We start from the raw sequence: 22,409 nt of genomic DNA on the forward strand, positions 1-22,409 counted from the left end.
TCCGCGCCGTTCCCGGGTGTCGTACTCAATGGTCATGCGAGGCCCCCGATTTCTCGATGTCGGCCTTCACCAGATAACTCTGTTCGACGACGACCTGGTCGCCGGCCTTCAGCCCGGTCAGGACTTCGACCTGCTGCGCATCGCGCTTGCCCAGTTCGACCGGACGGATCTCGTAGTTATCGCCGACGCGAACGAACACCACATCCCAGTCGCGGAAGGTCTGCAGTGCAGCGAGCGGCACCACCATCGCAGCAGGCTGCTGCTCTACGGTAATGCGCGCCTTCACCGCCGAACCGGGACGCCACAGGCCATCGCTGTTCTCCAGCGTCGCGCGTGCAACCGTGCTCTGGCTGGCGGTCGCGGTGCCGGGCAGCACGCGCTCCAGCGTTGTCTGCGCGGTGACGCCATCACTCAGGCGCGTCACCGTCACCGGTACCCCGGGCACGATGTGCTGGGCGTCGGACCCGAAGATATGCAGGTCCACCCACAACGATGACAGGTCGGCGACTTCGAACAGCGTGGCGCCCTCGCCCGCCACGCTACCGATGCTGGCGTTGCGCGCCAGCACCACGCCGTTGATCGGAGACGTGACCGAGTACGTGGTCAGGCTGAGATTGCTTTCCACCGTCGCCAGTGTCTGCCCGGCCCGAACACGGTCACCGGCATTGACGGCGAGGCGGCGGATCGGACCCGGGAAGCGCGCGGCGACGTTGGCGACGCGACCTTCCACCGGCGTCAGCAGGCCCTGCACCTCGTGTTCGTCGGCGATCGTGCCGGCCTGCACCGGCGCGACGCGGATGCCGGAGTCTTCGGCGATCTTCGCGCCGATGGTCGTGCGGCCTTCGTAGCTGTCGTAGGTCCAGCGCAGCGATTTGCCTTCGACCTTGGCCAGCACTTCGACATCGAAGGAATGCGGTTCGCCGACCACGGTCTTCGCCAGCAGGCGGCCATCCGCCTGCGGCGCCAACACGTGGTTTTCGCGCACGTTGCCAAGGCGGACCAGGCGGACCTCGACGCTGCCGGCAGTGGCCGGCAACGGTTTGCCGTCGCGGTACAGCCACGCCTGGTAGGTCGGCGGCGTGCCGGACTCGGCGATGGCGAGTTCCACGCGGTAGCCGCCCTGTTCCAACACGCGACCGCCATGTTCTCCGCGTCCCGCTTCTTCTTCACCGTGGCCAGCGCCTTCGTCGTGGCCATGCCCGGCTTCGCTGCCGTGGTCGTCGGCGTGATCGTCGTTCTTGCCACCGCACGCGGACAGCAGCAGGGACAGCGCAAGCGCGCTCATCAGGGGACGCAACGTCATGGCGAGATTCCTTGTTCGGGGGTCGTCGGTGCGGCCACGAGGGCTTGGCCGGTGAGGCGCTGCAGTTCGATCAGCGCGAGATGCGCCTCCAGCGCCGCGTCCAGTTGCTGACGGCGCGTCGCGGTGGTCTCGGACTGCAGTTGCGCCCATTCGAGATAGCTGATGGCACCGGCGCGGTACGCGCGTTCGGCCGCCTGTTCGGCGCGCACCAGGCGTGGCAGTACGTCGTCGCGCGTGCGCTGCACATCGAGCTGCGCCACGCGGTAGCGGCCATGCGCATCGGTGAGGGTGGAATACAGCGCAACATCACGCGACTCGCGTTCGATCTCCAGCGATGCAAGATCGGCTTCGGCCGCGCGGATCCCGGGTTGCGCCCGGCGTGCACCGCCCAGCGCCAGCGACACGCCACCGACCAGTGCCGTGTCGTCGCCATCCTGCAAACGGCGCACGCCCACCTGCCAGTCGAGATCCGGGGTGGCGGCCGTACGCGCCAAGCGCACGCGTGCCTCGCGGATGCGACGCTCGTCGGCAATCTGTGCCAGTTCGGGCGTGCCCTGCAGGAACGTGGCCAGCTCGGCCATGTCCGCCACCGGCGGCAACGCCAGCGGATCACCGTCGGCGAGGATGAACCGCGGATCACGCTCGCCCCACAACGCGGCCAGGTGCTGCCGCGCGGCCACGGATTGCTGTTCGGCGCGGGCGAGCGCGAGTTCCGCACGTGCCAGCGCCGCCTGCGCGGTCAGCACGACCGATTCGGGCGATGCACCCGCCTGCAGGCGCTGGCGTGCGGCCGCCACGGTACGCGTGCGCTGGGCGATGTCCCGGCGCGCCACGACAGCCGCGGCGCGTGCGCCGGTGACAGCGAGATAACGCCGTGCGACGTCGGCGAGCAGGTCGAGGCGCTGCGCCTCGCGCTGTACGGACAACGCATCGATACGGGCCTGCGCAAGCGTGCGGCGGGCATCCAGCTTGCCGCCGCGTTCCAGCACGCCGGCCAGGGTGAGGGTGACCTCCGCCTGATCGAAGCCACGCGCATTGCCGCTGCCGAGGACGTTTTCCACGTCCAGGCCGGCACGCAACGCAGGCCGCAGCGAGGCCACCTCGCGTTCGGCCAGCAGGATTTCGGTACGCGCGCCGAACAGGCGCAGGTCAGGGTGTACGCGGGCGACGCGCGCGATGGCGTCGTCCAGCGTCAGGGTGTCAGGGGGAACAGCAGGCGATGGCGCCTGTGCGTGCACGCACGGCGCGATCGCGAAGGCGGCCAATGCCGCCAGTCGCAACCACATGGGAAGTCTCCGGAACGTCGGTGATGGGGCGCGGGCGACAGGACGTCAGCCCGCTGCGGGCATCACGCGGCGATCGGAGGCCGCAGTAACGAAGCCCTTGGCGCGTGCGCCATGGGGACCGTCGCCATGATGGGAGTGACGTCACGCAGGATCATCGCCGGCACGCGCATCGGCGCCGGCACGATCGCAGTCAGGTGGCCGCAGCAGTGGCTCGCATGCATCAGCGCATGCAGCAGATCACCCTCGCCCGCTTCTCCATCGGCATGGTCGTGCCCGGTGGCGACGTCGGCGTGCTCGTTGACGGCGTGCAGGTGCTCGTTGCCGTTGCCCAACTCGTGCAGGTCGCCCAGTGAGGCGAGCACGGGGTTGGCCAGTACCGCCAGCAACAGCATTGCCAGCGCAGGCAGGCGCAGCAAGGCGACACGGCGATGGCGGAGGAAGCGGAGCATCGGCGGGCATCCTAGCCGGCGCATGTGACGTTAGGCAATTTCACGCCGGGATTCCGGCCCGGTCTGGAACGGGCCTTGCAGCGACCGCCCCGACCCCGTCGGAAATGCGCCATGTCTGAGCAGGACGAAAGCGGCGAACGCACTGAGTTACCCACCGAAAAACGACTTCGCGAGGCCCGTGAACAAGGGAACATCCCGCGATCGCGCGAGCTGGCGACGGCGGCGGTGTTCGGCGCGGGCGTGCTGGCCATCATCGGCATGGGCCCCGGCCTGGCGCGCGACGCGCTGGGCTGGATGAAGATGGCCCTGACGCCCGACCCCATGTTGATGCGCCAGCCGGACCAGCTGTTCGGCTACGTCGGTCTGTTGATGCTGAAGCTGCTGGTCGCGATCGCGCCGGTGGCGGCCATCTGCGTCGCGGCAGGTGTCGCGGCGCCGGCCCTGATGAGCGGCCTGCAGTTCTCGAAGAAGTCGCTGATGCCCGATTTCAAGCGACTGAACCCGGCGTCCGGCCTCAAGCGCCTCTATGGCCCGGAGAGCGTGGCCGAGCTGCTGAAATCCCTGCTGCGCGTGGCCCTGATCGGCGGCGCGGCGGCGGTCTGCCTGAAGCTGGGACTGAATCCGCTGCGCGAGCTGCTGACCATGCCACTGGAACAGGCCGTCCGCAGCGGCCTGTCCTTCACCAGCACCCTGCTGCTGGCGACCACCGGTGGCCTGATCCTGCTCGCCGCCATCGATGCGCCGTACCAGAAGTGGAACTGGCTGCGGAAGCTGAAGATGACCCGCGAAGAACTGCGCAAGGAGATGAAGGAAAGCGAAGGCAGCCCGGAAGTGAAAGGCCGCATCCGCCAGATGCAGCACCAGATGTCGCAGCGCCGGATGATGGAGGACGTGCCGACCGCCGACGTGATCGTGGTCAACCCCACCCACTACGCCGTCGCGCTGAAGTACCAGGCCGGGCAGATGGGCGCACCCACCGTGGTCGCCAAGGGCGTGGACGAGCTGGCCATGCGCATCCGCGAAGTGGCCGACGCCCACCGCATCGCCATCGTCTCGGCGCCGCCTTTGGCACGCGCCTTGTATCGCGAAGGGCAGCTTGGCCGGGAAATCCCCGTGAGAATGTACGCCGCCGTCGCCCAGATCCTCTCCTACGTCTATCAGCTGCGCGCCTGGCGCGTCGGCGAAGCCGCGCTGCCCGACCTGCCCAGCGTCGATATCGACGAACACGGAGGCCGGGCATGAGCGCCCAGCCGGCCACCGGCGGCATGCGCTGGATGGACATGCTGAAGAACGGCCTGGGAGCGCCGCTGGTCGTGCTGGCGCTGCTGGCCATGATCGTGGTGCCGCTGGCGCCGCCGGTGCTGGATGCGCTCTTCAGCTTCAACATCGCCATCTCGCTGGTGGTGTTGCTGGCCGTGATCTACGTCAAGCGGCCGCTCGACTTCACCATCTTCCCGATCATCTTGCTGATGACCACGATGCTGCGCCTGGCGCTGAACGTGGCGTCCACCCGCGTGATCCTGCTCAACGGCCAGGACGGCCACGAGGCCGCCGGCAAGGTCATCGCCGCCTTCGGCGAGTTCGTGGTCGGCGGCAACTATGCGGTCGGCATCGTGGTGTTCGCGATCCTGACCATCATCAACTTCGTGGTCATCACCAAGGGCGCCGGCCGCATCGCCGAGGTCTCCGCGCGCTTCATCCTCGATGCGATGCCCGGCAAGCAGATGGCCATCGACGCCGACCTCAACGCCGGCATCCTGACCCGCGAGGAAGCCAAGGCCCGCCGCGAGGAAGTCCGCGCGGAAGCCGACTTCTACGGCTCGATGGACGGCGCCAACAAGTTCATTCGTGGCGATGCCATCGCCGGCATCCTGATCCTGTTCATCAACCTCATCGGCGGTTTCGCCGTGGGCATGTTCCAGCACGGCATGCCGGCCGCCGAGGCGGCGTCCACCTACACCCTGCTGTCGATCGGCGACGGGCTGGTCGCCCAGCTGCCTGCCCTGCTGGTGTCCTCGGCGGTGGCCATGCTGGTGACCCGCGCCTCGCGCTCGGAGGACATGGGCCAGGCCGTGATGGGCCAGGCGTTCGGCCAGCACAAGGCGCTGGCCGTGGCGGCCGGCGTGCTGGGCCTGGTCGGCCTGGTGCCCGGCATGCCCAACGTCGCCTTTTTGACGCTGGCCGCCGGCATCGGCTACCTGGCCTGGAAGATGTGGAAGCGGACCCAGGAAAGCCCCGAAGCCGCCGCCGGCGACGTGCCTGCCCTGACCGGCCCCGGCGCGCCCGACCGCAACGCCGAACTGACCTGGGACGAACTGCGCCCGGTCGACCCGCTGGGCCTGGAAGTGGGCTACCGGCTGATCCCGCTGGTGGACAAGAACCAGGGCGGCGAACTGATGTCGCGCATCAAGGCCGTGCGCCGCAAGCTCACGCAGGACCTGGGCTTCCTGGTGCCGCCGGTACACATCCGCGACAACCTGGAACTCCCCTCCAACGGGTACCGACTGCTGGTGCACGGCGTGCCGGTCGCCTCGGCCGAGATCCATCCCGACCGCGAACTGGCCCTGGATCCGGGCGGCGCGTTCGGCACCATCGACGGCATCCCCGGCAAGGACCCGGCGTTCGGGCTGGACGCGGTGTGGATCCAGTCGCACCAGAAGGCGACCGCTGAATCGCTGGGCTACACCGTGGTCGATCCGGCCACCGTCATGGCCACGCACCTCTCGCACCTGGTGCGCGAACACGCCCCGGAGCTGCTCGGCCACGAGGAAGTGCAGCAGTTGCTCGCGCAGCTGGGCCGCAACGCGCCGAAGCTGGTCGAGGACCTCACTCCGAAGGCGCTGCCGCTGGCCACCGTGGTGCGCGTGCTGCAGAACCTGTTGATCGAGCGCGTGCCCATCCGCCAGCTGCGCCGCATCGTCGAGGCACTGGTCGAATTCGCCCCGCAGAACGCCGACCCGGCCGCGCTCACCGCCGCCGTGCGCACCTCGCTGGGCCGTTTCATCGTGCAGGAGATCTCCGGCATGGCACCGGAACTGCCCGTCTATACCTTGGCGCCGAATCTGGAACGCGTCTTGCAGGACAGCACCCAGGGAACCGGCGCGGCGCTGGAACCGGGACTGGCGGAACGCCTGCACCAGAGCCTCGCCGACGTGGTGACCAAGCAGGAAGCCCGCAGCGAGCCTGCGGTGGTGCTGGTACCGGGAACGGTCCGCGCCGCCCTTGCCCGCCTGGTCCGCCACAGCGTCCCCTCGCTGTCGGTGCTGGCCTACAGCGAGGTTCCCGAAGACAAGCGGTTGAAGCTGGTGGGCACGATCAGCTGAGACCGGGATCAGCAGAACCCGACGCGATACCGAACCGGATAGCACGCCATGAAAATCAAACGCTTCGTCGCTCCCGACATGCGCACCGCCTTCGCCATGGTCCGCCAGGAACACGGCCCGGACGCGGTGATCCTGTCCAACCGCGTCACCGAAGACGGCGTCGAGATCGTCGCCGCCAGCAATTACGACGAAGCGCTGGTCAAGCACACCCTGGAGGCGATGCGCCCGGCCACGCCGGCCGCACCCCTGCATCCGCTACTCGACCCTGCACCGCAGGCACCGGCCGCGAACGCGCCGACGCTGTCGCCGGCCGAAGCCGCCGCCAGCTATTTCGCCCGCCGCCAGCCCGCGACGCCCGCCGCACCGCGCGCCGAACCGGCGAAGCCCGCGCACGTCGCGAACGTCGCGGCGGCGCCCGCCCCGATCGTTCCGCCGCGCGCGCCTGAGGCCGCCACGCCGGTTCCGGCCGCCGAGATGCCGGCACCGGTCGTGCGCGACATCGCGCCGTTGCTGATCGAACCCGAATCCTTCGCAGCGAAGCTCGCCGCCTGCCTGCCCGCAGCACCGGCCAACGAACCCGTCGCCGCCCCCGAACCCGCCAGGACCACGCGCCGCCCGGCCGCGCCGCGCGCCGACATCGACGACACGCTGGACCTCGATGCGCTGCTGCCGTCGATCGCGCCGCCGGTGTCGTTGCCCGAACCCGAGCCGGTGCCCGTCGCCGTGCTGCACGCCAGCCGCATCACCGCCACCGGGCCCACGCCGCCCCCCGCCGCCATCACCGTGCCGACGCTGACGGTCGTCAGCGACAACGCCGCCGAGGCGCGCGAAAGCGATGAGCAACTGGTGCACATGCGCGGCGAACTGGCGGCCATGCGCGAGATGATCGAACGCGAAATGCACCGCCTCACCGACGAACGCCTGCGCGGTTCGCCGGTGCGCATGCAGGCGATGGAGCTGATGGAAGACTACGGCTTCGACGCCGGCATCACCCGCGACATCGCCCTGCAGATCCCCGCCGACACCGAAGCCCACCGCGGCCGCGGCCTGATGCTGGGCCTGCTGTCGAAGAAGTTGCCGGTGCTCGACGCCGACCTGCTGGAGACCGGCGGCGTGATCGCCCTGGTCGGCCCCACCGGTGCCGGCAAGACCACCACCATCGCCAAGCTGGCCGCCTGCTTCGCACAGCGCCACAACCCGCGCGACGTGGCGCTGGTGACCACCGACACCGTGCGCGTCGGCGGCCGCGAGCAGCTGCACGGATACGGCCGCCAGCTCGGCATCGCCGTGCACGAGGCCGACAGCGCGCAGACCCTGGCGCTGGTGCTGGAGCGCCTGCGCGACTACAAGCTGGTTCTGATCGACACCGCCGGCCTGGGCCAGCGCGACCGCAACCTGGTCGGCCAGCTCAACTGGCTGCGCGCCTCGGGCCAGGTCAGGACCCTGCTCTGCCTGCCTGCGAATTCGCACTTCTCCGACCTGGACGAAGTCGTGCGCCGCTTCAGCACGGTGCAGCCGCAAGGCGTTGTGCTGACCAAGCTGGACGAGACCGGCCGCCTGGGCAGCGCGCTCAGCGTGGTCGTCGACCACCAGCTGCCGATGACCTGGGTGACCGACGGCCAGCGCGTCCCCGACGATCTCCACCGCGCCAACAGCGCCCACCTCGTGCTGCGGCTTGACCAGCTGCGCCGCGAAGCCGACGAACCCTGCTCGACCGAGGCCACCCATGTCGCCTGACCACCCGCTGCAGACCAATCCCCGCAGCACCCCGCCGTTGCCCGGCGCCTTCCATCCCGTGCGCGTCGTCGCCATCACCGGCGGCAAGGGCGGCGTGGGTAAGACCAACGTGTCGGTCAACCTGGCCGTGTCGCTCGCCGAAATGGGCAAGCGCACGCTGCTGATGGACGCCGACCTGGGCCTGGCCAACGTGGACGTGCTGCTCGGCCTGTCGCCGAAGTTCACCCTCGCCGATCTCGTCGCCGGCCGTTGCGGCCTGGAGGACGTGCTGCTGGAAGGGCCCGAAGGCGTGCTGGTGGTGCCCGCCTCGTCCGGGTTCCGCCACATGGCCGAACTGACGCCGGCCGAACACGTCGGCCTGGTCAACGTGTTCTCCGAACTGCAGCGCGCCCTCGACTTCATGGTGGTGGACACCGCCGCCGGCATCACCGACAGCGTGCTGACCTTCTGCCAGGCCGCGCAGGACACCGTGGTGGTGGTCTGCGACGAGCCGGCCTCGATCACCGACGCCTACGCGCTGATCAAGGTGCTGGCGCGCGAACGCGGTCTGGACCGCGTGCACGTCATCGCCAACATGGTCCGCGACCCCAATGAAGGCCGGAAGCTGTACGAGAAGCTGGCCCGCGTGTGCGAGCGCTTCCTCGGCGACGTCGCCCTGCACTACCTGGGCGCCGTGCCGCAGGACGACTGGCTGCGCCGTGCGGTGCAGCGCCAGCAGGCCGTCGTGAAGGCATACCCGGGCAGCCCCTCGGCGCGTGCCATCGCCGAGATCGCACGCACGACGGCGCGCTGGCAGCCGCCGGTCGGCGCCCGCGGCAACGTGGAGTTCTTCGTCGAACGCCTGATCCAGCGCGGGGTGGCCGCATGAACACCGCCGCCGCCCAGTACCGCGCCGTGCAGCGCGGCAACGCCAACGACTTCGTCACCCAGCACGCCGACCTGGTCCGCCGCATCGCGCACCACCTTGCGGCGCGACTGCCGGCCAGCGTGGAGATCGACGACCTGGTGCAGGCCGGCATGATCGGCCTGCTGGAAGCCTCGCGCAGCTACGACGCCGAACAGGGCGCATCCTTCGAAACCTATGCCTCGATCCGCATCCGCGGTTCGATGATCGACGAAATCCGTCGCGGCGACTGGGTCCCGCGCTCGGTGCACCGTCGTGCCCGCCAGGCCGCGGCGACCGTGCGCGAGATCGAGCAGCGCACCGGCCGCGCCGCCATCGCCACCGAAGTCGCGTCCGCGATGGAGATGCCGTTGCCGGAGTACCTGCGCCTGATGGAAGACGCTGCGCGCGGCCAGGTTCTCAGCCTGGAATCGCACATCGACGACCACGGCGAACCCAACACCTCCCGCACCGGCGGTCCGTCGCCACAGCAGAACCTGGAGCGCAGCGAGTTCCGCCAGCAACTGGTCAAGGCGATCGGCCACCTGCCCGAGCGCGAACAGCTGGTGCTGTCGATGTATTACGAGCAGGAGCTCAACCTGAAGGAAATCGGCGCCGTACTCGGCGTGAGCGAATCCCGCGTCTGCCAGATCCACGGCCAGGCGATGGTGCGCCTGCGCGGCCGCCTGCAGGTGTTCGAGAAGGCGGACGCGGGGCTGGAAGACGACGAGTGACCTTGGCAATCGCGCGACCCCGCAGGAGCGGTGTCGCCTCCGCTAAACCTTTCCCGCCCCCGGCCGATATCCCCACCAGACCCACCGTCCACGCAATACCGGAGCATCCGTGACCAACAAGAACATGCGCATCCTGATCGTGGACGACTTCTCCACCATGCGCCGCATCATCAAGAACCTGCTCAACGACCTCGGCTACACCAATACCGCCGAGGCCGAGGACGGCAACAGCGCGCTGACCGCGCTGGGCCAGGGCAGTTTCGACTTCGTGGTCACCGACTGGAACATGCCCGGCATGACCGGCATCGAGCTGCTGAAAGCCATCCGCGCCGACGATCGCTACAAGACCCTGCCGGTGCTGATGGTGACGGCCGAAGCCAAGCGCGAGCAGATCATCGAAGCGGCGCAGAACGGTGTGAACGGCTACATCATCAAGCCGTTCACCGCGCAGACGCTGGAAGAGAAGCTCGGCAAGATTTTCGAACGTCTCGGAGCGGCCGCCTGATGAGCGCCGTCGCCGATGCCACCAGCGCCCGCGCGGCACTCGTGGAGAAACTGCAGACCGCACTCGACGCCCTCGAACAGGGCGACGAAGCCGGCTGGCGGCGCGAACTGGATGCCATCGCCGCCTGGCGCACGCAGCCCATGATGCAGGGCCTGGGCCGGCTTGCCCGCGAACTGGCGCAGACGCTGGGCGAACTGCCGCCGACCGACGCCGGCGATCTCGACGATGCCTGCGCGCGGCTGGACCACGTGGTCGAAATGACCGAACAGGCCAGCCACAAGACCCTGGACCTGGCCGAGCAGTGCCGGAGCTACGCCACCCAGCTGAAGACCACCCCGCTGTCCGCCGAGCAGGCCGCGCTGGTGGACAGCATCGGCAAGGGGCTGTCGGAGATGGCGCTGGCACAGAGCTACCAGGACCTGACGGGCCAGATCATCCGCCGGGTGGCCGGCATCGTGCGCCGCGTGCACGAAGGTTTCGGCGCCCTCGGCCTTCCGCCGCCGGAAAAAAACCGCGACAAGCCTTCAGAACTCGCCGGCCCGGCCGTTGCTGGTCTGGACCGCAATGCATTTTCGCAGGACGACGCCGACGACCTGCTGTCCGGCCTGGGGTTGTAGCCCCGGGGGACGCGCACTGCGGAACCGGAGACCTGCCATGCCCGTCGCGTCCGCCCCCCGCTACCGCCATCCCGTCGTCCTCGTGCTCGTGGGCCTGCTGCTGGTCTGCGACGTGCTGGTCGGTCGCATGCTCCGCCGGCGCCACGCGCATGCGATGCGCCTGCTCGACTCCTCCCGCTGATCGCCCGACCCGGTAACCGTCCCGCCCATGTCCGCCGTCACCCCCGAAATCGCCGCCGACTTCCTGATCGAAGCGCAGGAAATCCTCGACCGGCTCGGCGAACAGCTGGTCACGCTGGAGCAGGATCCCTCGGACAGCGAACAGCTCAACGCGGTCTTCCGCGGCTTCCACACGCTGAAGGGCGGCGCCGGCTTCCTCGGCATCCAGCCGATGGTCAACCTGTGCCATGCGGCCGAAGAGACGCTCGGCCTGGTACGCGCAGGACAGGCCACGCTGGAACCCCAGCATTTCGACGCCGCCCAGCAGTCGCTGGACTGGTTGCAGCAGATGCTGGACGCCATCGGCGCCAGCGAAGATCCGCCCCATGCACCGCAGGCGCTGATCGACCAGTTCGATGCCCACGGCGGCACGCCCGCGCCGGCACAAAAGGCGAGCGCGGTGCCCGCCGCCGCCGCGCCTGCAGGCGACCTGATCGGCGACGACGAGTTCGAAGCCCTGCTGGACCAGTTGCATGGCGGCGGTGCGCCCACGAGCGTGGTGCCGCCCTCGCCGGCGCCTGCAGCGCCCGCGCCCACCCCGGCGAGATCCGCGGCACCCAAGCCGGCCGCCAAGGCCGGGGGCGAAGCGGAACAGACCATCCGCGTGGACACCAAGCGGCTGGACGCCATCGTCAACCTGGTCGGCGAGCTGGTGCTGTCGCGCAACCGCCTGAAGACGCTCCGCGCACGCATCCGCGACGAGGAACTGGACCGCGCCGTGAGCAGCCTGGACATCGCCACGGCCCGCCTGCAGACCGCCGTCATGCGCACGCGCATGCAGCCGGTCGGCAAGGTGTTCTCGCGCTTCCCCAAGGTGGCCCGCGACGTCGCCCGCCAGCTGCAGAAGGAAGTCGACCTGGAACTGGTCGGCGCCGACACCGAGCTCGACCGCAACCTGGTGGAGGCCCTGGCCGATCCGCTCGTGCACCTGGTGCGCAACGCCATCGACCATGGCATCGAGGTGCCGTCGCTGCGCGAGGCCTGCAGCAAGCCGCGCGCCGGCCATGTGCGCTTGTCGGCGCAGCAGGAAGGCGACTTCGTCACCATCGAGATCCGCGACGACGGTGCCGGCATCGATCCGGAACGCCTGCGCGCGAAGGCGCTGGAGAAGGGCCTGATCGATCCCGAGGCCGCCGCCCGCCTCAGCCACGACGAGTGCCTGCAGTTGATCTTCCTGCCCGGCTTCTCCACCAAGGCCGAGGTCACCGACATCTCCGGCCGCGGCGTCGGCATGGACGTCGTGCAGTCGCGCATCCGCGAACTCAGCGGCCAGATCACCATCCATTCCGATGTCGGGCGCGGCAGCCGCTTCGTCATCCGCGTGCCCCTGACCCTCGCGATCCTGCCCACCTTGCTCGTGCAGGCCGGCGAGCCGGTCTACGCCCTGCCCCTGGCGCGCGTGATGGAGGTGCTGCATGCGCCGTCCGAAAGCCTGCGCTGGTTCGATGGACAGGCCGTGCTCGACCGCCAGAGCCACACCTTGCCGCTGGTCGATCTGCGCCAGTGGCTGCGCGTGGACCCGGTGATGGCTCCGTTGCTCACCATCGTGGTGCTGCAGATGGGCGAACAGCGCTTCGGCCTGATCGTCGACCAGGTCCGCGGTCGCGAGGAAGTCGTCATCAAGCCCCTGCCGCGCGCCGTGCGCGGCCTGCCCGGCTATGCCGGCGCCACCCTGATCGGCGACGGCCGCATGGCGCTGATCCTCGACGTCGATGGTCTGCGCGCGACGGCGTGAGGCGTTGTGCTCCGTGTAGGAGCGACGTGAGTCGCGACCGCACGCCCTGCACACCATGACGTCTGGATGGCGGTGTGACCCGGCCGCAAACAACGTCGCTTCTGCAACAGCAAGGCGACAGCTCGCGATTCCAGATCATGCGCGACATGACAACTCGATGTCTGTGTGATCGCGATCGCGACTCACGTCGCTCCTACAAGAAGCTCACCTCAAGTCCCCCTCGATCGGGCCGATAGATCAGCACATGGACATCTTCAGCCTCATCGGACTCCTGCTGGCGCTGGTCGCCCTGGTGGGCGGCAGCATCCTCAAGGGCGCGGGCCTGTCGTCGCTGTGGTCGTCGGCGGCGTTCGTCATCGTCATCCTCGGGACGATCGCCGCGATCCTGGTGCATACGCCTCCCCCGGTGTTCAAGCGCGCGCTGTCGATCGCGCGCTGGGTGATCCGGCCGCCGGGCAACGATGGCGATGCGCTGGTCGCGCAGATCGTCGAGTGGAGCAACATCGCGCGCAAGCAGGGGCTGCTGGGCCTGGAGCCGGTGGTCGGCCAGCAGGACGATCCCTTCCTGAAGAAGGGCCTGCAGATGCTGGTAGACGGTGTCGAGCCCGAGGCCATCCGCCACATGATGGAGATCGACCTCAACGGCCAGGAGCACCAGGACCTCGCCGCCGCCAAGGTATTCGAAGCGATGGGCATCTACGCGCCCACACTGGGCATCATCGGCGCCGTGTTCGGCCTGATCGCGGTGATGAAGAACCTGGCCGACCCCAGCAAGCTCGGCCACGGCATCGCCGCCGCGTTCACCGCGACCATCTACGGCATCGCCTCGGCCAACCTGCTCTTCCTGCCCATCGCCAGCAAGCTGAAAAGCGTCATCGGCGGGCGCAGCCGCGAACAGGAAATGATCATCGAAGGCCTGATCGCCATCGCGCAGGGCGAAAACCCGCGCAACATCGAGGCCAAGCTGGCCGGCTTCCTGCACTGAGCGCGCGGGACGATACCGATGGCACGCGGCAAGAAGCATGAAGAGCACGCCAACCACGAGGCCTGGGCGATCCCGTATGCCGACCTGATGACGCTGCTGCTGGCCTTCTTCGTGGTGATGTACGCCATCTCTACCGTCAATGAAGGCAAGTACCGGGTGGTGGCCGACTCGCTGACCGCTGCCTTCGGCGGCGCGCCGCGCACGATCAATCCCGTGCAGGTGGGCAACCACCAGCTGCAGGGCGCGGACTTCGACCGCCCGTCCCCCATCAAGTCCGGCGCCAAGAAAGGTCCCTCGGCCCCCTCGCCTTCGCCGAACGTCACCCTGCTGGCGGCGATGGCCTCGCAGATGAACATGTCGCTCGACGCGAATGCGCTGCAGGCGGCGCAGGGCGAACTGAAACGCATCGCCGACGACCTGGAACGCGCACTGGCCCCGCTGATCGACGAGAAGCTGGTCACCATCAAGCGGTCGGCGCTGTGGCTGGAGGTACAGATCAACAGCGACATCCTGTTCGCGACCGGTTCGGCGGCCCTGGACCCGCAGGCACAGGAAACGGTCGGCAAGCTGGCCGAGGTGCTGGGCAACGTGCCCAATTCGGTACGCGTAGAGGGCTACACCGACGACCGCCCGATCCGCACCTCCCAGTTCCCCTCCAACTGGGAACTGTCGTCGGCACGCGCGGCCAGCGTCGTCCACCTGTTCGTCCGCGACGGAATTCCGCCGGAACGGCTGGCGATGATCGGCTATGGCGAATTCCGCCCTATCGGCGACAACGCCACGCTGGAGGGCCGCAACAGCAACCGCCGCGTGCTGCTGATCATCCTGGCCAGTCCCAGCGGACCGGCACCGAACTTGCAGGCACAGGACCAGGCCGTCGCGCCGCCGTCGGTGATCTCGCTGCCGCCGGTGCCGACCCACGCCGCGACGTCCATGCCCGGAGCGCCGCCGGCGCCCCAGGTCCATGAAGGAGTCCAGTGATGCGCGTGTGGGCAATCGCCAACCAGAAAGGCGGCGTCGGCAAGACCACCACCACCCTCGCCCTCGGGCGCGGCCTGGCCATGCGCGGCCATCGCGTGCTGCTGGTCGACCTGGACCCGCATGCGTCGCTGACGCGCGCCTTCGGCGTCGCAACCGACCCTCAGCCGAACGGGGTGCTGGACCTGTTCGACGAACAACCGCCGACGCTCGCGAGCGTGGCGCGCCCGACCGAAATCGAGAATCTCGCCTTCGTCGCCGCGCAGACGCCGCTGGCCACGCTGGAGCGCCGCAGCGCCACCCAGCCCGGCCTGGGCCTTGCGCTGTCCAATGCGCTGGCGCGCGGCGGGCACGCATGGGACCACGTGCTGTTCGACTGTCCCCCGACGCTCGGCCTGCTGATGGTCAACGCGCTGGCCGCGGCCGACCACGTCATCATCCCGACGCAGACCGAACCGCTGGCGCTGCACGGCCTGAAGGGCATGTGCCGGACCGCGGAGATGATCCAGCGCTCGCGCCATCGCCCGCTGCCGGTGTCGATCCTGCCCACGCTGCACGACAAGCGCACGCGCACCGGGGCCGAGACGCTCAAGGCGATGCAGGACGAATACGGCGAACGCGTCTGGAACGACGCCATTCCCAACGACACCCGCATCTGCAGCGTCGACGCGCTGACCCGTTCCAGCCCGGTCGCGCAGTACCCCGGCCGTGGCCTGTCGGCCTACCGCCGCGCACTCGACTGGCTGCTGCTCACCGAAGCGCGCGACACGGAGCAGGCGGCATGACGACCCCCGCCGTCCTCGACGACTACCTCCTGGACCTGCTGGGCGACGCCGCCACGCCGGTACCCGCACAGGCGGCCCTCGCGGACGCCAGTGACCCCGCAGCGCCCGCCGCCGACCCGATCCATGCCACAGCACCTGCCACGGTCCCGGCCTCCGCCTCCGCCTCCGCGGGCGCGCTCGCCGTGGCGCCGACGCGTCCGGGCAGCGAAGCGGACCTGATCAGCGATGACGAATTCGAAGCGCTGCTCGACCAGTTGCATGGCGACGGCGTGCCCACGGCCGTCGTACCCGCCCCCATCGCAGCGGAGTCCGCCATGCCCGCGCTCGCCGTCGCACCGACCCGTCCCGGCCACGCCGCCGACATGATCGATGACGACGAGTTCGAGGCCTTGCTCGACACCCTGCACGGTGACGGTGCACCGACGTCGCGCATCGTCGCGCCGTCACCGCCGGCAGCCCTGCCGCCGGCGACGACCCCCGCCCCGCCGCGCGCAGTCGCGCCGTTGCCGGCGAAGCCCTTCCTGCTGTCCCAGCCCGACACCGGCGAGCGGCGTCGCGCCACCGAGCGCAAGACCCGCTGGCTGCGGCTGCGCTGCGACCAGCAGCATTACGCCCTCGAGCTGCTGAAGGTGCAGGAGGTGGTGCGTCCGGCCACCCTGCTGCCGCTACGGGGCGCCGCGCCGCACATGCTCGGCGTGATGAACCTGCGTGGCCAGGTGGTGCCCGTGATCGACCTGGGGCTCTACCTGGGCCGGCGCAGCATCGAGGTCGACGCGGTCACCCGCATCGTGGTGCTCGAGGAGCACGGCGAAACGCTGGGGCTGCGCGTGACCGCGGTCGAGGATGTCGCGAACCTCGCCGACCAGCAGATCGAATCGCCCGACAACGCCCGCGTGGGCCGCATGGCGAACCCGCTGTTCCGCGGCGTGGCACGCCTCAACGCGTGCGCGGTCATCCTGCTGGATGCCTCGCGGATCCTGCAGTGAAGGGTGGAGTCCGTGGAGAGGCGTGAGCAAGCGGCGGGCCTCCTTTCGCGCACCCCTCGCGCATCTCCACGCACGCCTCGCCGTTAAGCCTGGCTTTCCAGAAATCCATCACACATTCACTCGCGCCCCTCAAGACCCGCCATGCCGCGCCGATACATCACCAGAGCCGCCTTTCCGGAGACACGATGAGCGCTGTGCCCCTGGGTGACGACCTCGGTATCGAGGCCGCCACCGACCTCAAGCAGCATCTGGCCCCGCATGTCGCGCAGCCGGGAACGTTGGCGCTCGACGCCGGCGCCGTGCAGCGCGTGCATACCGCCAGCCTGCAGGTGCTCTGCAGCTTCGTGCGGCAGCGCGAGCAGGCCGGGCTGGCCACCGACTTCAGTGCGGTCAGCCAGAATTTCCGCGATGCCGCGCGCCTGCTCGGCCTCTCCCCGCAGTTCGGCCTGGCCGACGACAACGAACACAACACGCAACAAGTGGAGAACGCCGCATGAGCGCACGCATTCTGGTAGTGGACGATTCGGCCTCGATGCGACAGATGGTCGCCTTCGCCCTGAGCTCGGCGGGCTTCTCGGTCGATGAGGCCGAAGACGGCCAGGTGGCGCTGGGACGCGCGCAGGGACAGAAGTTCAATGCCGTCGTCACCGACGTCAACATGCCCAACATGGATGGCATCTCGCTGATCCGCGCGCTGCGCGGCCTGCCGGACTACAAGTTCACGCCGATGCTGATGCTGACCACCGAATCGGCCGCCGACAAGAAGGCCGAAGGCAAGGCCGCCGGCGCCACCGGCTGGCTGGTCAAACCGTTCAACCCGGAACAGCTGGTCGCCACCGTCCAGAAAGTCCTGGGCTGATCCCTCCCTCCCTCCGCTTCCCTTCCGACCGCACCAGGGCACCGTCGCCATGAACATGGACATGCAGCGTTTCCACGCTACGTTCTTCGAGGAAAGCCGCGAAGGGCTGGAAGCCATGGAAGCGGGCCTGCTGTCGCTGGAACAGGGCAGCCGCGACGGCGACCTGATCAACTCCATCTTCCGCGCCGCGCATTCCATCAAGGGCGGCTCGGCGACCTTCGGCTTCGACGCCATCGCCGGCATGACCCACGTGCTGGAAACGCTGCTGGACGAACTGCGCGCCGGACAGCGCGCCGTCAGCCCGCCTGCGGTCGACGCGATGCTAGCCTCCGTCGACGTGCTGCGCGCGCTGCTGGCCGAGGCCGAACACGGCACGCCGGCCGATCCCGCCGCCGTGCAGGCCATGAAGGACCGCCTCAACGCGGTGCTGTCCGGCCAGGACGCGCCCGTCCCGGCCGCGGCGCCGGCCGCCGCCGCGGCGAAGGACGCCGAACCCGATGGCTGGAAGATCGGCTTCACGCCGGCGCCGTCGCTGTTCATGAGCGGCAACGATCCGCTGCGCATCCTGCGCGAACTGGAACACCTGGGCCCGCTGGAAATCGCGTGCCGCATGGAGCGCCTGCCCGGCTTCGAGCAGATCGATCCGCTCGAAGCCTATCTCGCCTGGGACCTTGGCCTGATCGGCAAGGTGCCGCGCAGCGCGGTGGACGACGTATTCGCGTGGGTCGTCGACGACTGCGAACTCGACATCCAGCCCCTGCAGCGCACCGCCGTGCCGGTCGAGGCCGCCGCCGTGGCCGCGCAGCCGGTCGCCGCCGTCGTCGCCAGCGGCGCGCAGCCGCCGGCCACCGCCACGCCGGCCGCCAACGACGCGGCCGAAACCTCCATCCGCGTCAGCGTCGACAAGATCGACGGCCTGATCAACCTGGTGGGCGAACTCGTCATCACCCAGGCCATGCTGAAGCAGGTCTCCGGCCTGCTCGACCAGGCCCAGTGCGAACGCCTGTTCGCCGGCCTCGACCTGCTGGAGCGCAACACGCGCGACCTGCAGGAGGCCGTCATCGGCGTGCGCATGCTGCCGGTGGACGCCGTGTTCCGCCGCTTCCCGCGCCTGGTCCGCGACCTGTCCGCGCGCCTCGGCAAGCAGGTGCGCCTGCGCACCATCGGCGAAGGCACCGAACTGGACAAGGGCCTGATCGAACGCATCGCCGATCCGCTCGTGCACCTGGTCCGCAACTCGATCGACCACGGCCTTGAAATGCCCGACGTGCGCACGCAGGCCGGCAAGGACGAGACCGGCACCATCACGCTGGCGGCCTCGCACCAGGGCGGCCACATCGTCATCGAAGTCAGCGACGATGGCCGCGGCCTCAATCGCGACCGCATCCTCGCCAAGGCCGCGGAGCGCGGCCTGGCGGTGCCGGAAAACCCGACCGATTCGCAGGTCTGGGACCTCATCTTCCAGCCCGGCTTCTCCACTGCCGAGGCCGTCACCGATCTGTCGGGACGCGGCGTCGGCATGGACGTGGTCCGCCGCAACATCCAGGCGCTCGGCGGCGAAGTGCAGCTGGAAAGCGCGGCCGGCCAGGGCACCCGCGTGGTGATCCGCCTGCCGCTGACGCTGGCCATCCTCGACGGCATGGCGGTGTCGGTGGGCGACGAAACCCTGATCCTGCCGCTGACCTACGTGCTGGAAGCGCTGCAGCCGCAGAGCGAGGACATCCGCACCGTCGGCGGCGACGGCCGCGTGCTGCGCGTCCGCGGCGAATACCTGCCGATCGTCGCGCTGAACGCGTACTACCGCTACGGCGACAACCGCAACGCCGACCCGCTGGTCGTCGTGGTGGAGGCCGACGGCCAGAAGCTCGCACTGGAAGTCGACGAGCTGATCGGCCAGCAGCAGGTCGTGGTTAAGAACCTCGAAAACAACTATCGCCGCATCGAGGGCATTTCCGGCGCCACCATCCTCGGCGATGGCCGCGTGGCCCTCATCGTCGACGTCGGTGGCCTGGTCCGAGCGCGCCGGATGCAGCAGGCCGCCTGATTCCCCTCTTCCCGCGTTGCGCGGGTGTCCGCACCGTCCCAGCCGGACGGTGCTCGCCGACGCACGCCCTTACTCTGACGGTATACGCATGAAGTACCTGCTTTCCACCCTCGCCCTTTCGCTGCTGGCCGTCCATGCCGGCGCCCGCGCCGACGACGGCAAGACCACGGCCACCGCATGGCCGCCGAAGATCACGTTCGCCAACGGCACCGAACTCAGCCTCGGCGGCAACCTGCAGTACGACCTCAACCGCTTCTCCGGTGACGGTTACAACGGCGCCGCACTCGAGGACGACGATGCCTGGCGTCGCCAGGAACTCGGCCTGACCCTGCGCAGGAAGGGCGTGTACGACCTGGGCGTCACCTACGACTTCCATGCCAAGAGCTGGAACGACGTCGCCCTGCGCGTGGAAACCAAGGCACTGTTCGGCCACGACGTGGGCAAGCTGCGCATCGGCCAGATGAAGGTGCCGCTCGGTTTCGAAGGCAACACCGCCACCCGTTCGGTGAGTTTCCTGGAAGCCGCCCTGCCGACCCAGGCGTTCTACGAGAACCGTCGCAGCGGCATCGACTGGGCGTTCGAGCGCGAGCGTTACCTCGTCAACGCCGGTTACTTCTTCGAATCCGACCTGCTGGGCAACAACAAGGGCGACACCACGGCCGTCCGCATGGCCTGGACGCCGCGCAAGGCGGCCGGCGACGTGCTCCACCTGGGCATCGCGGGGTCGCAGGAGCGTCCCGACAGCGAGGTCAACGGCCTCGGCATCACCGTTCATCCCAGCGTCCGCTGGCGTGCGCGTCCGGAAGCCGCGCTCACGTCCGTGCGCCTGGTGGACTCGGGCACGCTGACGCGCGTGGACCGCATCGACCGCACCGGCCTGGAGGCACTGTGGATCCATGGGCCGTGGTCGGTACAGGGCGAGTACCTGCGGCAGAAGACCACCCGTGACCTCGGCTTGCCCTCGTATTCGGCAGACGGCGGCTACGTGTTCGCCAGCTGGATGGTGACCGGCGAGTCGCGCGGCTACAGCGGCGGCAACGTCGCCAACCCCAAACCGAAAGCCGCCCATGGCGCGGTGGAACTGCTGGCGCGCTACAGCCGCATCGACCTGGACAGCGACGGCATCGCCGGTGGCCGCCAGCACGACTGGACGCTGGGCGCCAACTGGTACCTGACGCCGTACTTCAAGTTCCAGGCCAACTACGTGAAGAGCGATGCGACGCGTGGCGCGTTCGCCGCCGACCCGTCCGTGTTCGAGCTGCGCGCACAGATGCATTTCTGACCGTGCATTCCACAGCGCCCGCGCCGCCCGTCACGGTCTGCGCGGGCACGACGTCGACACGCAGGTAAGCACGCTTACTTTTCCGCCGAACGGTCATCAAGAACCGTCGGACACCGCCGTTACTCAGGAACAGATATCGCACCAAGGGCATGGACCGCTCTGCTTCCCTCTGATGCACCGGCCCCACCCACTGAACTCCATCGAGACTTCCTTCATGTTCAAGCACCTCAAGATCGGCAAGCGCCTGGCCATCGGCTTCGCCGTGCTCGTCCTGCTCATCGTCGCCACCGGGGCTTTCTCCGCGCAGCGGATGGGCGTGGCCCAGGACGTCGTGCTCGACATCACCAAGAAGGAAGTCCCGGCCATCCGCGACCTGGGGCGCATGGCCACGATGCTGGCCGAGTACCGCGTCAGCGAGCGTGGCCTCGTGGCCGGCTACGAGGACCCGGAAAAGGTCGCCGAATACACGGATGAGCTGATCGCGGGCGGCAAGGCCTTCGACGAGCTTTCCAAGGCGTATGGCAGCAGCCTGTCCGACCCGCAGGACAAGGCGCTGCACCAGGAGATGATGGCCAAGGCCGCGCTGTACTTCGAGAACAGCCGCCGCCTGATCGAGTCCGTCAAGGTCGGCGATCTGACCCCTGCCAGTGGTGCCGGCGATTTGCGCCAGGCCACCGCCGATGCTGTCGGGCGGATGCTGGACGCAAAAATGAAGGTGCTGGACAGCGCGGTGGCTGCACAGGAGGCCGGCTACAACACGAACATCAAGGCGATCGGGCTGCTGGTGGTGGTGGCAATGCTGTTGGCCATCGCCGCTGCGGTCCTCATCACCCGCTCGATCGTGCGACCGATGGCCGACGTCATGAGCGTCGCCGACGCCGTGGCGCGCGGCCAGCTCGATCGCCAGATCACGGTCGACGACCGCAGCGAGCTCGGGGACCTGCTCGGTTCCATGCAGCGCATGCAGACGCAGGTGAAATCGGTCATCGCCGCACAGAGCGAAATGGCGGCGCGCCATGACGAAGGACGGATCAGCTACCGGATGGACGACAGCACGTTCCCCGGCGACTACGGCCGCATGGTGCGCGACACCAACGCACTGGTCGGTTCGCACATCGCCGTCAAATTGCGCCTGGTGGAAGTGATGCAGCGCTACGCCGTCGGCGACCTGTCGATCGACATGGATCGCCTGCCCGGTGAGAAGGCCCAGCTCACCGAAGCCATGGACGCCACCAAGGCCAACCTGTCGGCCATCAATGCCGAGATCAAGCGTCTGGCCGCGGCGGCTGCTTCCGGCGACTTCAGCCAGCGCGGCGACGTGGCACAGTACCAGTACGACTTCCGCGACATGATCGGCGGACTGAACCAGCTGATGGAAACCACCGACGGCAACCTGGCGGAAGTGTCCGCCCTGCTCCGGGCCATCGCACGCGGCGACCTGAGCGCGCGCATGGAAGGCGACTTCCACGGGGTGTTCGCCAACATGCGCGACGACGCGAACGCCACCGTGACGCAGCTGACCGAAATCGTCGGCGGCATCCAGATGGCGGCCATGAGCATCAACACCGCCGCCGGTGAAATCGCCGCCGGCAACAACGACCTCTCGCGCCGTACCGAACAGCAGGCCGCCAACCTGGAAGAAACCGCCGCCTCCATGGAGGAACTGACCTCCACCGTGCGCCAGAACGCAGAGTCGGCC

Annotated in this window: 20 protein-coding genes and 1 pseudogene; 18 read left to right on the forward strand and 3 right to left on the reverse strand. The window is 68.9% G+C overall.

The annotated features are described in order from the left end of the window. Positions 1-25: 25 nt before the first annotated feature. The 3 genes from CYU89_RS11455 to CYU89_RS11465 all read right to left on the reverse strand — a co-directional run bounded on the left by CYU89_RS11455 (position 26) and on the right by CYU89_RS11465 (position 3,038). On the reverse strand, positions 26-1,303 hold the full coding sequence (locus CYU89_RS11455; protein WP_296281131.1) for an efflux RND transporter periplasmic adaptor subunit: 1,278 nt from the start codon (positions 1,301-1,303) through the stop codon (positions 26-28). Further along, on the reverse strand, positions 1,300-2,589 hold the full coding sequence (locus CYU89_RS11460) for a TolC family protein (RefSeq protein WP_296281132.1): 1,290 nt from the start codon (positions 2,587-2,589) through the stop codon (positions 1,300-1,302). The genes CYU89_RS11455 and CYU89_RS11460 overlap by 4 nt, the downstream gene beginning before the upstream one ends. A 62-nt stretch (positions 2,590-2,651) precedes the next feature. Then, positions 2,652-3,038: a hypothetical protein gene (locus CYU89_RS11465; protein ID WP_296281134.1), complete on the reverse strand. Its 387-nt coding sequence runs from the start codon at positions 3,036-3,038 to the stop codon at positions 2,652-2,654. Positions 3,039-3,149: 111 nt separating this feature from the next. Here CYU89_RS11465 and flhB point away from each other — a divergent pair, with 111 nt between their 5' ends. The 18 genes and pseudogenes from flhB to CYU89_RS11555 form a co-directional block, all read left to right on the forward strand. Next, entirely contained in the window at positions 3,150-4,280 is a 1,131-nt protein-coding gene (gene flhB, locus CYU89_RS11470) for a flagellar biosynthesis protein FlhB (RefSeq protein ID WP_296281137.1), read from the forward strand. Then, positions 4,277-6,361: a flagellar biosynthesis protein FlhA gene (flhA, locus tag CYU89_RS11475; protein WP_296281138.1), complete on the forward strand. Its 2,085-nt coding sequence runs from the start codon at positions 4,277-4,279 to the stop codon at positions 6,359-6,361. The genes flhB and flhA overlap by 4 nt, the downstream gene beginning before the upstream one ends. A 48-nt stretch (positions 6,362-6,409) precedes the next feature. Continuing rightward, positions 6,410-8,098 (forward strand): flagellar biosynthesis protein FlhF, encoded by a 1,689-nt coding sequence (gene flhF / locus CYU89_RS11480; protein WP_296281140.1) that lies wholly within the window; start codon positions 6,410-6,412, stop codon positions 8,096-8,098. Positions 8,099-8,153: 55 nt separating this feature from the next. Beyond that, positions 8,154-8,966: pseudogene (locus CYU89_RS11485) on the forward strand (MinD/ParA family protein); the annotation flags it as partial. Then, entirely contained in the window at positions 8,963-9,715 is a 753-nt protein-coding gene (locus CYU89_RS11490; protein ID WP_296281142.1) for an RNA polymerase sigma factor FliA, read from the forward strand. The pseudogene CYU89_RS11485 and the gene CYU89_RS11490, both read left to right, overlap by 4 nt. 124 nt (positions 9,716-9,839) lie before the next feature. Further along, the gene (locus tag CYU89_RS11495) at positions 9,840-10,220 is read left to right on the forward strand and encodes a chemotaxis response regulator CheY (RefSeq protein ID WP_296281172.1); all 381 of its coding nucleotides are present in this window, start codon (positions 9,840-9,842) and stop codon (positions 10,218-10,220) included. After that, positions 10,220-10,837, forward strand: a complete 618-nt coding sequence (locus CYU89_RS11500) for a protein phosphatase CheZ (RefSeq protein WP_296281144.1) — start codon at positions 10,220-10,222, stop codon at positions 10,835-10,837. The genes CYU89_RS11495 and CYU89_RS11500 overlap by 1 nt, the downstream gene beginning before the upstream one ends. Positions 10,838-10,874: 37 nt before the next feature. After that, positions 10,875-11,018 (forward strand): hypothetical protein, encoded by a 144-nt coding sequence (locus CYU89_RS11505; protein ID WP_296281146.1) that lies wholly within the window; start codon positions 10,875-10,877, stop codon positions 11,016-11,018. Between the two features lie 27 nt (positions 11,019-11,045). After that, positions 11,046-12,791 (forward strand): chemotaxis protein CheA, encoded by a 1,746-nt coding sequence (locus CYU89_RS11510; protein WP_296281148.1) that lies wholly within the window; start codon positions 11,046-11,048, stop codon positions 12,789-12,791. A 244-nt stretch (positions 12,792-13,035) separates the two neighbouring features. Then, positions 13,036-13,776, forward strand: a complete 741-nt coding sequence (locus CYU89_RS11515) for a flagellar motor protein (RefSeq protein WP_296281149.1) — start codon at positions 13,036-13,038, stop codon at positions 13,774-13,776. A gap of 18 nt (positions 13,777-13,794) precedes the next feature. Further along, positions 13,795-14,757 (forward strand): flagellar motor protein MotD, encoded by a 963-nt coding sequence (motD, locus tag CYU89_RS11520; protein WP_343125255.1) that lies wholly within the window; start codon positions 13,795-13,797, stop codon positions 14,755-14,757. Then, complete coding sequence (locus CYU89_RS11525) at positions 14,757-15,539, forward strand: ParA family protein (protein WP_296281151.1); 783 nt, start codon at positions 14,757-14,759, stop codon at positions 15,537-15,539. The genes motD and CYU89_RS11525 overlap by 1 nt, the downstream gene beginning before the upstream one ends. Continuing rightward, on the forward strand, positions 15,536-16,525 hold the full coding sequence (locus CYU89_RS11530; RefSeq protein WP_296281153.1) for a chemotaxis protein CheW: 990 nt from the start codon (positions 15,536-15,538) through the stop codon (positions 16,523-16,525). The genes CYU89_RS11525 and CYU89_RS11530 overlap by 4 nt, the downstream gene beginning before the upstream one ends. A gap of 185 nt (positions 16,526-16,710) precedes the next feature. Beyond that, on the forward strand, positions 16,711-17,022 hold the full coding sequence (locus tag CYU89_RS11535) for an STAS domain-containing protein (RefSeq protein WP_296281155.1): 312 nt from the start codon (positions 16,711-16,713) through the stop codon (positions 17,020-17,022). Further along, a complete protein-coding gene (locus CYU89_RS11540) occupies positions 17,019-17,384 on the forward strand; it encodes a response regulator (RefSeq protein ID WP_055944462.1) in 366 nt (121 codons plus the stop codon). Before CYU89_RS11535 ends, CYU89_RS11540 begins: the two co-directional genes overlap by 4 nt. Before the next feature lie 49 nt (positions 17,385-17,433). Next, positions 17,434-19,428 carry a chemotaxis protein CheA gene (locus tag CYU89_RS11545; RefSeq protein WP_296281157.1) on the forward strand — a complete coding sequence of 665 codons (1,995 nt, stop codon included), beginning with the start codon at positions 17,434-17,436 and terminating at the stop codon, positions 19,426-19,428. Between the two features lie 88 nt (positions 19,429-19,516). Beyond that, positions 19,517-20,710 (forward strand): porin, encoded by a 1,194-nt coding sequence (locus CYU89_RS11550; protein ID WP_296281159.1) that lies wholly within the window; start codon positions 19,517-19,519, stop codon positions 20,708-20,710. Between the two features lie 214 nt (positions 20,711-20,924). Then, on the forward strand, positions 20,925-22,409 hold a 1,485-nt coding region (locus tag CYU89_RS11555), incomplete at its 3' end, for a HAMP domain-containing protein (protein ID WP_296281161.1).

The organism is Pseudoxanthomonas sp. (assembly GCF_002863005.1).
Classification (GTDB): Bacteria; Pseudomonadota; Gammaproteobacteria; order Xanthomonadales; family Xanthomonadaceae; genus Pseudoxanthomonas_A.

Bases quoted from the DNA above. Each gene is read 5' to 3' on its own strand.
- CYU89_RS11465 (WP_296281134.1), bottom strand. From the start codon at position 3,038: ATGCTCCGCTTCCTCCGCCATCGCCGTGTCGCCTTGCTGCGCCTGCCT.
- motD (WP_343125255.1), top strand. From the start codon at position 13,795: ATGGCACGCGGCAAGAAGCATGAAGAGCACGCCAACCACGAGGCCTGG.
- CYU89_RS11535 (WP_296281155.1), top strand. From the start codon at position 16,711: ATGAGCGCTGTGCCCCTGGGTGACGACCTCGGTATCGAGGCCGCCACC.
- CYU89_RS11545 (WP_296281157.1), top strand. From the start codon at position 17,434: ATGAACATGGACATGCAGCGTTTCCACGCTACGTTCTTCGAGGAAAGC.
- flhA (WP_296281138.1), top strand. From the start codon at position 4,277: ATGAGCGCCCAGCCGGCCACCGGCGGCATGCGCTGGATGGACATGCTG.
- CYU89_RS11530 (WP_296281153.1), top strand. From the start codon at position 15,536: ATGACGACCCCCGCCGTCCTCGACGACTACCTCCTGGACCTGCTGGGC.
- CYU89_RS11505 (WP_296281146.1), top strand. From the start codon at position 10,875: ATGCCCGTCGCGTCCGCCCCCCGCTACCGCCATCCCGTCGTCCTCGTG.
- CYU89_RS11460 (WP_296281132.1), bottom strand. From the start codon at position 2,589: ATGTGGTTGCGACTGGCGGCATTGGCCGCCTTCGCGATCGCGCCGTGC.
- CYU89_RS11455 (WP_296281131.1), bottom strand. From the start codon at position 1,303: ATGACGTTGCGTCCCCTGATGAGCGCGCTTGCGCTGTCCCTGCTGCTG.
- CYU89_RS11550 (WP_296281159.1), top strand. From the start codon at position 19,517: ATGAAGTACCTGCTTTCCACCCTCGCCCTTTCGCTGCTGGCCGTCCAT.
- CYU89_RS11490 (WP_296281142.1), top strand. From the start codon at position 8,963: ATGAACACCGCCGCCGCCCAGTACCGCGCCGTGCAGCGCGGCAACGCC.
- CYU89_RS11510 (WP_296281148.1), top strand. From the start codon at position 11,046: ATGTCCGCCGTCACCCCCGAAATCGCCGCCGACTTCCTGATCGAAGCG.
- CYU89_RS11500 (WP_296281144.1), top strand. From the start codon at position 10,220: ATGAGCGCCGTCGCCGATGCCACCAGCGCCCGCGCGGCACTCGTGGAG.
- CYU89_RS11540 (WP_055944462.1), top strand. From the start codon at position 17,019: ATGAGCGCACGCATTCTGGTAGTGGACGATTCGGCCTCGATGCGACAG.
- flhB (WP_296281137.1), top strand. From the start codon at position 3,150: ATGTCTGAGCAGGACGAAAGCGGCGAACGCACTGAGTTACCCACCGAA.
- flhF (WP_296281140.1), top strand. From the start codon at position 6,410: ATGAAAATCAAACGCTTCGTCGCTCCCGACATGCGCACCGCCTTCGCC.
- CYU89_RS11515 (WP_296281149.1), top strand. From the start codon at position 13,036: ATGGACATCTTCAGCCTCATCGGACTCCTGCTGGCGCTGGTCGCCCTG.
- CYU89_RS11525 (WP_296281151.1), top strand. From the start codon at position 14,757: ATGCGCGTGTGGGCAATCGCCAACCAGAAAGGCGGCGTCGGCAAGACC.
- CYU89_RS11495 (WP_296281172.1), top strand. From the start codon at position 9,840: ATGCGCATCCTGATCGTGGACGACTTCTCCACCATGCGCCGCATCATC.